This window comes from Methanomicrobium sp., assembly GCF_055145805.1.
The window spans coordinates 23,402-31,170 of sequence record NZ_JBSREC010000068.1 but is presented as its reverse complement, the minus strand read 5'-3'; the positions used below and the strand labels follow the sequence as shown (position 1 = coordinate 31,170).

Sequence of the window (7,769 nt, the reverse complement as noted above, 5' to 3'; positions counted from 1 at the left end):
GTTATATTGATGGAGGACTGATCCCGGACAGTGAATATGAAAAGAGATGGATGGAAAAAGAGGATTCTCCATCACTAATTAAACCGGATTCCGGTTCAAAGATAAATCTGTACCTTGTGGCAACTGCAGGACTCATTGACGGGATAAACCCCTGTGCATTTGCAGTCCTTGTATTCCTTTTAATATCCTTAATGTCTGCTGAATCCAAAAAGAAGATGCTTCTTTTGGGACTGACATACACCTCAGCCGTATTTATTTTTTACATACTGGCAGGACTGGGGATATTTGGTTTTATTCAGATCGCCGGTTTTTCATATCTTTTTTCAATATTTGCAGGAACTGTCGCAATAGCTGCCGGAATTATAAATATTTCAGATGCTTTTTTGAAGAAATCTCCCCTTTCATTATCAATTCCCCAGTCTTCAAAAAAATTTTTAAACGCTTTTATTAAAAATGCCTCAATTCCTGCGGCATTTTTACTTGGAATAACTGTAGGTATTTTTGAACTTCCATGCACAGGCGGAATATATCTTGCCATATTAAGCCTTCTTTCAGCAGAGATGACATTTTATGAAGGCATTCCATATTTAATCATTTATAATGCATTATTTGTTCTTCCACTTGTTCTAATTACAATTGCCTGTACTCTCGGACTTTCACCAGGTATCATAAACAGATTTAGAGAAGATTATCGAAAAAGCATGAAAGCCACAATGGGAATTATTCTTATTTTTATAGGAATAATTGTCATATGGTGGCAATTCTGAAATAAAAAACCTGCAAATCATTTTTTGCATAAATGGAAAAGATAAAACCAGCTTTTATAACAGGTTTATTTCTTTAAATAGTCTATTTTATCAAATTTTTGAGAGAGAATATTTTTGTTTATAATTAATTAAAAATTCTAAAAAAAAGAAAAATTAGTCTTTGCTCTTTAAGCAATCCTGGACATCGTGACCCAGTATTCCTATAGCATCCGACCTGCACCGCTTGCAGTGTCTCATCTGTTTTACGTAAGGCGCACATGTATCCTGCATAGCCACCTTTTCTGCATGGGTTGGCGGAACAATGTCCTTGAACTTGTACTGCGGAATCACAGGTATGAGATTAAATGTAAAAACTCCCATCTCACCTGCCTTTTTTGCGATATCAACAATATGATGATCATTAATACCCGGAATAAAGACTGCGTTTACCTTTACAAGAACTTTTCTATCCACAGCCATTTTTATTCCCTTAAGCTGCTGGGAGAGAAGTTTTTCAGCCGCCTCCCTGCCATGGAGTTTTTTGCCTTCCCATTCAACAAACGAGTATATCTTCTCGCCTATTGCAGGATCAACAGCATTCATTGTGACTGTAATATTCCCGACACCATATCCTACAAGCTCGTCAATCTTTTCAGGCAGAAGAAGGCCGTTTGTGCTTAGACATTTAATTGGTGTAGGAAACTTTTCTTTTAGCAGTTTAAGAGTCTCAAAGGTCTCTTCGTTCGCAAGAGGATCTCCAGGCCCTGCAATTCCAATTACCTTAATATAAGGAAACTGCTTTAGTGCCTTTTCAACAAGTTCCAAAGCCTGAAGAGGTTTTAAAACTTCGCTGCATACTCCGGGTCGGCTTTCATTTACACAGTCAAAATCACGTATACAATAGTTGCACTGTATATTACAGTCAGGTGCAACTGCCAGATGCATCCGGCCGGCGGTGTGACATGCCTTCTCACTGTAACAGGGATGATCATTTATTTTCCTGAGCTGTTCAGGATCATAAGGTACATCTTTGCCGTCTACTTTTGCAGTCGGGTATTCATTATCATTCATATCGATCTTATAAAGTAGATTGACCTAATAACTAAAAAACGTAACCAAACTGACCAAAGATTTGGTAAACTCTGTAAAAGGGGAATATGATGAAGATAAAATCTATTACTGCTCTGATATTATTTGCTGTATTTCTTATCCTGGCCTCAGGATGCACGGCAACACAAAGTACAGAAGAAACGGATTCAATAATTACTGAAACATCAGCGCCACAACCGCAGGTACAGGAGAGTCCTGTAATTGTAAAAGGGGACAAAATTCCTGATGAAATAACAATTATCACTGATTCAAAACCGGTAAATGATAATTCAGCACTTTTAATCTATTATACACTTGATTCTAAAAAGACTGATTCTTTTACAAATCAGGACGGATGGAAGATTATTGTGACTGCATTTGCTTATAATACAGCAAAAGTCCCTGCAGATTTTAATCCAAAAACAATAGATGAGATAATGAATTCTAAAATTCCATATCAGTCACGAAGCATACATGTTTATCCAAACAATGTTTATCCGGACAAAATTGAAATCTCAGATTCTCCATCAGGTGAAGTGATTGATACAAATGATCCATATAATTACGGAATTCTTTTCAGGCTTCAATAAATTATAAAAAAGGATATATTTTTAATATATAAATCCTTTTTAAATTTATGAACAGAAAAATCATTTTTATTCTTGTAATTTTTGCAGCTTTGATTCTCTTCTCCGGCTGTACTGCCAGTGACAGTACAATCGCAACCGAAACTGCAACACCTGCAATTACAGCCACACAGACACCTGTAAAAGAGCAGTATGTGGTAACAGAACCTCTACTTGTTATCGGCGATAACATCTATTCGACAAAGATAACAGTTGATGGAAAAAATTCCGGAAGCAACACCCTTAATGTAGTAGTTAAATTTGACAGTTCAAATACCATGGGTGCGACAGGAACGGGAATGGTCCTTATGTCAACAATATTCGCATATAATTATGATGATGTTTCCCCGACATTTAATCCACAGACAAAGGAAGACGTAATTGCTGCAGGGATTCCTTATAGAAATGTGGCCACAACACTTTATCCGAATAATGTGAAAAACGCAATAGCTGAACTGCCCACTGATTCTATACAAGGGTCACTTTCAATTGATAAACCATACAATTACGGTGCAATAATTACCCTGCAGGATACCAGGAATTAAACTTAATTTTTCTTTTCCAAACCAATTTCTGGCAGATACTCATGATAAAAAAAGCATCAGATATGGAAAAAAATGAAACAGGACTTGTGAAAAAAATATCAGGATATAAAGGTGAACTCGAATGCATGGAGATCACAACAGGATGTCTGATTACCCGGTTATCAGAAAAAAATGACAAAATGACTGTTTTATCAAAAAAAGTTGAGCCTGAGCATGAGATAATTATGATAAATACAATTGCATCTGAGATATTGGTAGAGATTTCCGTTGATGATAAAAATCCCATCAATAAAAAAAATGCATAATCTTTATACTTACAAATTTGAAATTATATACAGGATGTTTGATAAAATGGGGACAAATATCATAAAGTCAATAAATGAAAGCGCAGTCTCAAATATTATCGGAGTTATTTTTATCATTATTCTGGTAATTGCCCTGACAGGAATTACAGCAATAGTCTTTTTTGGACCTACAGACCTTTTGGAGGACATTCCATATGTCGCATCCAGTGTAGAAGTAAAAAAACTGTCAATGGCTGCCGGACAGCCTCTTGAAATGATATCACTGACACCTCTTGCCGGGGATGAATTTCATCTTGCCGGATTCGAGAACTCTGCAGGTGATTCTCCTGAAGTTTCAATTTATATGACTGACCCGGAAAATGTAATGCACAACACAGAACTTAAGACAGGATCGGATTTTAGTAATATATATGGTAACGAGCTTTACATATACAACCTGAAAAATCAGATTGTCATTGATTCGGAATCACCAAAATCAGCTGAATTAAAGGACATTGTTCCGTTTGAAGATGGCGTATGGATACTTACCATGGTTGATGGTATTTCGGACACTATAATCTATCAGGATGAATTTACCCTGTCAGGAGGAGTAAACTTATTATCAGGAATAATGTGGACAGGAGGAAATCTAACCACCCCGTCAGGTGCAGTCATCCCGATTGTCAGTGACACTACAACACCTTCAACAGGACCTGACGGAATGTCCGCAAGGCATTTTGACGGCGATGATTCCATATATGTCACTGATGATGATGCAATCGACCTGAGCGGTGATATGACAATATCCCTGTGGATGAATCCTTCAATTACTGCGGGATATCACAATATACTTGGTAAAGGCACAACCGATACAAATGACAATTACGATTTATTCATAATCGATCAGGAAATCTGGTTTGAATGGAATGATGCAACAACAGGTACACATCGTCATATAAAAACTGACATTGTAGATTTAGATCCCAACCAGTGGTCATACCTTACTTTGGTAGTAAAGGATGAAAGTGCAAGCATCTATATTGACACAACTAATTACGACTATAAGTTTTATATTTCAAATGTCATAGGTGCCCCGGCCGTTTCAGGCGGAGACCAGTCGGTAGATATTACCGGAAACAACCAGAATCTGCATATAGGTCAACAGGAATGGGGTGCAACAACCTCTAATTATTTTTACTATGAGGGTGACATAGGCGATTTTGCATTTTATGACAGGGCACTCACAACCGATGAGATAAATTATAATTATATCAATTACCAGGCATAATTTTTTTTGAGATTGTTTATTATCAAAGTCTTCATCTCAGTCATCTCTTCAATTGCATAACGCGGCCCTTCCCGGCCCAGACCGGACATTTTTATACCACCGTATGGCATGCAGTCTACACGGAATGTAGGAATATCATTGATAATTACCCCCCCGGCTTCAATATCTTCAAAGGCTTTCATTATATTTCCGATATCTTTTGTAAAAATCCCGGTTTGAAGGCCGAATAGTGAATTATTAGCCGCTTCTATCGCATCCTCTATATTTTCATATTCCGAGATTGTTGCAACGGGCGCAAATATTTCTGATGAATCAACAGACATCCGGGGGTTTGTTCCTTTAAGCAGAGAAGGCATGAGCTCAGCCCCCTTGCACCCGCCCCCTGATACCAGTTTTGCACCACCTTCAATTGCTTTGTTTATTTTTTTCATCACATCAGTTGCTGAGCTTTCCGATATCATGGGGCCAAGCAGTACTCCTGATTCATAAGGATCCCCGGGCCTTGCACTATCAAACTTTTCTTTCAGAAGAGAGAGCAAATCATCATGAATACTCCGATGGGCAAATATCCTCTGGACTGAAATACAGACCTGACCTGCATTTGAAGTTACACCTGTAAAGATTTTTCCGGCAGTATAATTTAAGTCGGCATCCTCATGAACAATTACTGCAGCATTCCCGCCAAGCTCAAGGCTGACCTTTTTTCTGCCTGTAACTGTTTTTAAATGCCAGCCGACATCAGGACTTCCTGTAAAGCTTAAAAAAGCTATCCTGTCATCAGAAGCCATCTTTTCAGCAACTTCTGACGAACAGGGAAGAACATTTACCGCACTTTTCGGATATCCGGCCTTTAGTATAAGATCTCCCAAAAGAAGTGAGGATAACGGTGTTTTCGATGCCGGCTTTAGTAGGAATGAATTTCCTGCCGCAATTGCAGGCCCTATCTTATGGCAGGCAAGATTTAGCGGGTAATTGAAGGGAGTTATTGCAAGTACAGCTCCAATAGGAAAACGCTTTGTAAAACAGATATGATCTGCTCCCTGAGGAGTTCTGTCAAGAGGAACCAGTTCTCCGCCAATTCTTACTGACTCTTCAGCAGAGATTTTTATCGTCTCAATTGCTCTTTGTACTTCACCCTCAGCAAGATCACGGACCTTTCCGCCCTCTTTTATCAGAATTTCAGCAAATTCCTTTCTCTTATCCCACATTAAATCTGCAAGTCTTTCAAGAATTTCCCGTCTTTCAAAGGATTTTAGTTTTTTTGTCAGATTAAAACCCAATCCTGCAGCATTTATTGCATCATCGGCATCTGATTCTGATGCAAGATATACAGACGAAAAAACTTCCCCCGTGTAAGGATATATCACATTAAGGAGATTTTTGCTCCTTCTAAACTCACCACCAATGATAAATTCAAAAGAATTACTTTCCCCTGATTTATTCTTTGAAAATTTATCTAAAGATAAATATCCTTTTGCGGGGCTATATTTAGAATCTGACATCAGAATCTATTACAGCCGGAAAAATGATAAAATTACCGCAGATATCGTTTTTGATATTTAATCACTAAATATTGTTTATGGTAAAAAGGAATATTACGGAAATCTATCTCATTCTGATCTTTTTAAGGAGAAAATCGCCGGTATAATAGACTATTACTATTGTAATTGCAAAAATTATCAACGAAAGCGGAAAGACAGGATGAAAATTTCCTGCAAAATAACCGGCAACAACTGATATAAAAAGAAGAATTATCTCCTGATGATCAAATTTCATGATATTATTTTTTCCTTATCAATGATAGAACACATTTTTTGTTCAAATAGATTTATTCTTAATTTTTTTAAAATTTGTTTAAAAATAGTGGGCCCGTTGAGATTCGAACTCAAGATCTTCGCCGTGTAAAGGCGACGTCATAACCAGCTAGACCACGAGCCCTTAGAATCGTGCTCTACCATATTTGTATTATTGATTATTAAATCTGTTGGATTTATTTTTGGAAAGAAAACCACTGTCAATATCATTTCCAGATTAATGTGAAATAAATAGATTTTTCTTATATATGCAATAAACAGAAAAATAATGAAATTATCTATTAAAAAAATATCAGGATATTTTTTCATCTCGTTAATCTTTTTATCTGTCCTTTTCACTTCAGGATGTACAGGACTTAATCCAGATGAAAAAGACACCTCTGAAAAACTGCCTCCGGATTTGGCCGGAGGTGAACAGACACTGATAAAATTTGTTGATACAGCTGAAAAATATGCAAAGGAAAACGGCAAAGATGCTGCATTAAAAATTTTTAACACCGAAAGCGGACAGTTCTCAGATAATAACCTCTACATATATGCATATGACTTTGAAGGAAACCTGCTCGCACATCCGTATCAAAAAGAGAAAACAGGGACAAACCGTCTGAACTGGACAACGGCAAACGGCCTTTTGTTTGTGAAAGCAGCCAGAGATATAGCAGATAAAGGCAGCGGATTTATAATGTACATGTATCCTTCACCAACTACAACAGGAACAATAAATGAGAGTGCTGAGCTTTCTTATGAACCAAAGATTGGCTACGTAAAAAAGATAGACAAAGAATGGTGGATAGGTTCAGGAATATATCTTTCTGAATTTAAGGATCCAAAAACAGGTGCAATGCCTGAAATTATTCAAAATGAGATAGATCTTACGAAATCTGCAGTTGAATACGCAAAAGAAAATGGAAAAGAAAGAGCTATTGAAGAGATCAGCAGGAAAAACGGAACTTTCACAGACGGGGACCGTTATATATATGCATATGATTATGAGGGAAACCTTCTGGCACATCCATATTTTACAGAATACATCGGTAAAAACCTCTGGGGAAAAGTCGGACCATACGGAGTTCATTCGATTGAAATGCTATCAAAGACAGCCAAAATCGGAGGGGGGTTTGTTGTGTTCGGATGGGAAAATCCGGCAAAGGATAACAAACCGGAATTAAAACTGGGATATGTACTTCCTGTAAATGACGAATGGTGGCTCGGTTCAGGCGTTTATATGAGTGACCTTACAGAAAGCATAAAAACCAACTAAACATTTTTTAAATCTGAAATTAACATCCATATAAAAGAGATAATCCGCTTTTTATCATTTGATGATTACAGATCTACCCTGAGAAATCATAATCAGGTTGAATAGCCCAATGATCT

9 protein-coding genes and 1 tRNA gene are annotated in these 7,769 nt (G+C 37.2%); 6 read left to right on the top strand and 4 right to left on the bottom strand.

The window, feature by feature from the left end:
• A partial coding sequence (locus ACTB1O_RS06540; protein ID WP_462994332.1) for a cytochrome c biogenesis CcdA family protein occupies nucleotides 1-767 on the top strand: 767 nt, incomplete at its 5' end.
• A gap of 153 nt (nucleotides 768-920) precedes the next feature.
• Here ACTB1O_RS06540 and nifB read toward each other — a convergent pair.
• The gene (gene nifB / locus ACTB1O_RS06535) at nucleotides 921-1,817 is read right to left on the bottom strand and encodes a nitrogenase cofactor biosynthesis protein NifB (protein WP_462994331.1); all 897 of its coding nucleotides are present in this window, start codon (nucleotides 1,815-1,817) and stop codon (nucleotides 921-923) included.
• 86 nt (nucleotides 1,818-1,903) lie between these two features.
• On the opposite strand from nifB, the gene ACTB1O_RS06530 reads away from it, so the two are divergent.
• The 4 genes from ACTB1O_RS06530 to ACTB1O_RS06515 are packed head-to-tail and all read left to right on the top strand — an operon-like array spanning nucleotide 1,904 to nucleotide 4,578.
• Complete coding sequence (locus ACTB1O_RS06530; protein WP_462994330.1) at nucleotides 1,904-2,425, top strand: hypothetical protein; 522 nt, start codon at nucleotides 1,904-1,906, stop codon at nucleotides 2,423-2,425.
• Between the two features lie 47 nt (nucleotides 2,426-2,472).
• Nucleotides 2,473-3,006 carry a hypothetical protein gene (locus ACTB1O_RS06525; protein ID WP_462994329.1) on the top strand — a complete coding sequence of 178 codons (534 nt, stop codon included), beginning with the start codon at nucleotides 2,473-2,475 and terminating at the stop codon, nucleotides 3,004-3,006.
• 41 nt (nucleotides 3,007-3,047) lie between these two features.
• Entirely contained in the window at nucleotides 3,048-3,311 is a 264-nt protein-coding gene (locus ACTB1O_RS06520) for a hypothetical protein (RefSeq protein ID WP_462994328.1), read from the top strand.
• A 34-nt stretch (nucleotides 3,312-3,345) separates the two neighbouring features.
• On the top strand, nucleotides 3,346-4,578 hold the full coding sequence (locus ACTB1O_RS06515) for a LamG domain-containing protein (protein ID WP_462994327.1): 1,233 nt from the start codon (nucleotides 3,346-3,348) through the stop codon (nucleotides 4,576-4,578).
• On the opposite strand, the gene ACTB1O_RS06510 is transcribed toward ACTB1O_RS06515, so the two are convergent.
• The 3 genes from ACTB1O_RS06510 to ACTB1O_RS06500 all read right to left on the bottom strand — a co-directional run bounded on the left by ACTB1O_RS06510 (nucleotide 4,566) and on the right by ACTB1O_RS06500 (nucleotide 6,516).
• The gene (locus ACTB1O_RS06510; protein WP_462994326.1) at nucleotides 4,566-6,080 is read right to left on the bottom strand and encodes an aldehyde dehydrogenase family protein; all 1,515 of its coding nucleotides are present in this window, start codon (nucleotides 6,078-6,080) and stop codon (nucleotides 4,566-4,568) included. The genes ACTB1O_RS06515 and ACTB1O_RS06510 overlap by 13 nt on opposite strands.
• Nucleotides 6,081-6,183: 103 nt before the next feature.
• Nucleotides 6,184-6,354 (bottom strand): hypothetical protein, encoded by a 171-nt coding sequence (locus tag ACTB1O_RS06505; protein ID WP_462994325.1) that lies wholly within the window; start codon nucleotides 6,352-6,354, stop codon nucleotides 6,184-6,186.
• 88 nt (nucleotides 6,355-6,442) lie between these two features.
• Nucleotides 6,443-6,516: transfer RNA gene (locus tag ACTB1O_RS06500), tRNA-Val, on the bottom strand.
• Between the two features lie 144 nt (nucleotides 6,517-6,660).
• On the opposite strand from ACTB1O_RS06500, the gene ACTB1O_RS06495 reads away from it, so the two are divergent.
• Entirely contained in the window at nucleotides 6,661-7,653 is a 993-nt protein-coding gene (locus ACTB1O_RS06495; protein WP_462994324.1) for a cache domain-containing protein, read from the top strand.
• The last annotated feature ends 116 nt before the right edge of the window (nucleotides 7,654-7,769 follow it).

Coding starts and splice junctions, on each gene's coding strand:
- nifB (WP_462994331.1), bottom strand. CDS start 1,817: ATGAATGATAATGAATACCCGACTGCAAAAGTAGACGGCAAAGATGTA.
- ACTB1O_RS06530 (WP_462994330.1), top strand. CDS start 1,904: ATGATGAAGATAAAATCTATTACTGCTCTGATATTATTTGCTGTATTT.
- ACTB1O_RS06525 (WP_462994329.1), top strand. CDS start 2,473: ATGAACAGAAAAATCATTTTTATTCTTGTAATTTTTGCAGCTTTGATT.
- ACTB1O_RS06520 (WP_462994328.1), top strand. CDS start 3,048: ATGATAAAAAAAGCATCAGATATGGAAAAAAATGAAACAGGACTTGTG.
- ACTB1O_RS06515 (WP_462994327.1), top strand. CDS start 3,346: ATGTTTGATAAAATGGGGACAAATATCATAAAGTCAATAAATGAAAGC.
- ACTB1O_RS06510 (WP_462994326.1), bottom strand. CDS start 6,080: ATGTCAGATTCTAAATATAGCCCCGCAAAAGGATATTTATCTTTAGAT.
- ACTB1O_RS06505 (WP_462994325.1), bottom strand. CDS start 6,354: ATGAAATTTGATCATCAGGAGATAATTCTTCTTTTTATATCAGTTGTT.
- ACTB1O_RS06495 (WP_462994324.1), top strand. CDS start 6,661: ATGAAATTATCTATTAAAAAAATATCAGGATATTTTTTCATCTCGTTA.